Below are 2,259 nucleotides of genomic sequence, written 5' to 3' on the forward strand. Positions count from 1 at the left end.
GTGTATCGGTTTCATATGAGCTGACTGACACACCGCATTCGCGAGCAAGCCCGCTTCCACATTGTGCTGATTCGCCCCTGGGAACTTCTACACTTACAAACCACGTGGCACTGCGCCGCAGGCCTTGTCGTGCCTGGAGTTGACTCACGTCAGGACAAACGGCTTCGGTGCGACGCTTGACAACCCAAGGTCGTAAACGTATGTTTCAAACACCTGTTTGACCGCCATAACAAATCCACGCGGTTGTTCATCCCAGATACATCAGCAGAGGTTTATCGCTATGCCTGACTACAAGGCCCCCTTGCGTGATATTCGCTTCGTTCGTGACGAACTGCTCGGTTATGAAGCGCACTATCAGAGCCTGCCGGCTTGCCAGGACGCTACCCCGGACATGGTTGACGCCATTCTTGAGGAAGGCGCCAAGTTCTGTGAGCAAGTGCTGGCACCGTTGAACCGCGTGGGTGACATCGAAGGGTGTACCTGGAGCGAGTCAGGCGTAAAAACCCCTACTGGTTTTAAAGAAGCCTACAAGCAATTCGTCGAAGGCGGCTGGCCAAGCCTGGCCCACGACGTGGAGCATGGTGGCCAAGGCCTGCCGGAATCCCTGGGCCTGGCTGTGAGCGAAATGGTCGGCGCCGCCAACTGGTCTTGGGGCATGTACCCTGGCCTGTCTCACGGTGCGATGAATACCATCTCCGAGCACGGCACCCCGGAACAACAAGACGCCTATCTGACCAAACTGGTCTCGGGCGAGTGGACCGGCACCATGTGCCTGACCGAACCGCATTGCGGCACCGACCTGGGCATGCTGCGCACCAAGGCCGAGCCTCAGGCCGACGGTTCCTACAAAGTATCCGGCACCAAGATCTTCATCTCGGCCGGTGAACACGACATGGCCGACAACATCGTCCATATCGTACTGGCCCGCCTGCCGGACGCACCGGCCGGCACCAAAGGTATTTCGCTGTTCATCGTGCCAAAATTCCTGCCGAACGCAGACGGCTCGGTCGGCGAGCGCAACGCGGTGACCTGTGGCTCCCTGGAACACAAGATGGGCATCCACGGTAACGCCACCTGCGTGATGAACTTTGACGCGGCCACCGGTTTCCTGATCGGCCCGGCGAACAAAGGCCTGAACTGCATGTTCACCTTTATGAACACCGCTCGCCTGGGCACCGCGCTGCAAGGCCTGTCCCACGCCGAAATCGGCTTCCAGGGTGGCCTGAAATACGCTCGTGACCGCCTGCAAATGCGCTCGCTGACCGGCCCGAAAGCGCCAGACAAGGCCGCTGACCCGATCATCGTGCACCCTGACGTGCGCCGCATGCTGCTGACCATGAAAGCCTTTGCTGAAGGCAACCGTGCGATGGTGTACTTCACCGCCAAGCAAGTGGACATCGTTAAATACGGCACCGACGACGAAGCCAAGAAGCAAGCCGACGGCCTGCTGGCGTTCATGACCCCGATTGCCAAAGCATTCATGACCGAAGTCGGTTTTGAGTCCGCCAACCACGGCGTGCAGATCTACGGCGGCCACGGCTTTATCGCCGAGTGGGGCATGGAGCAGAACGTGCGCGACAGCCGCATTTCGATGCTGTACGAAGGCACCACCGGCATCCAGGCACTCGACCTGCTGGGCCGTAAAGTGCTGATGACTCAAGGCGAAGCGCTCAAGGGCTTCACCAAGATCGTGCACAAGTTCTGCCAGGCCAACGAAGGTAACGAAGCCGTTAAGGAGTTCGTTGCACCGCTGGCGGCACTGAACAAAGAGTGGGGCGAGCTGACCATGAAGGTCGGCATGGCCGCGATGAAAGACCGCGAAGAAGTCGGTGCCGCCTCGGTGGACTACCTGATGTACTCCGGCTACGCGTGCCTGGCTTACTTCTGGGCCGACATGGCACGCCTGGCCGCCGAAAAACTGGCTGCCGGCACCACCGAAGAGGCGTTCTACACCGCCAAGCTGCAGACGGCGCGCTTCTACTTCCAGCGCATCCTGCCGCGCACCCAGACCCATAAGGTCACCATGCTGTCGGGCGCCAACAACCTGATGGACATGAAAGAAGAAGACTTCGGCCTGGCTTACTAAGCCCAGCCGGTTCTCTTGAAAACCGCCGCTGCCTTTGGGAGCGGCGGTTTTTTTATGTGCGCCAGGCATGGCGCGTTGCGCGAAGCGCAACCAGCTTGGCTGTGGTGGCCTCGCTGGTGACTTGGAGGTGAAAGTCCTCTACACACCCGGCAAGGGGAAGTGTTAGCCAGAGG

1 protein-coding gene is annotated in these 2,259 nt (G+C 59.6%); it reads left to right on the plus strand.

Annotation, left to right across the window (positions count from 1 at the left end; genetic code table 11):
• Nucleotides 1-280 precede the first annotated feature (280 nt).
• Complete coding sequence (locus tag ACTD9P_RS29510; RefSeq protein ID WP_219269575.1) at nt 281-2,086, plus strand: phenylacyl-CoA dehydrogenase; 1,806 nt, start codon at nt 281-283, stop codon at nt 2,084-2,086.
• The last annotated feature ends 173 nt before the right edge of the window (nt 2,087-2,259 follow it).

It is taken from the genome of Pseudomonas onubensis, from assembly GCF_965653655.1.
In the GTDB taxonomy this organism is placed as follows: Bacteria; Pseudomonadota; Gammaproteobacteria; order Pseudomonadales; family Pseudomonadaceae; genus Aquipseudomonas.

What these genes read in the sequence shown, in the direction of transcription:
- ACTD9P_RS29510 (WP_219269575.1), top strand. Translation starts at nt 281, where the DNA reads ATGCCTGACTACAAGGCCCCCTTGCGTGATATTCGCTTCGTTCGTGAC.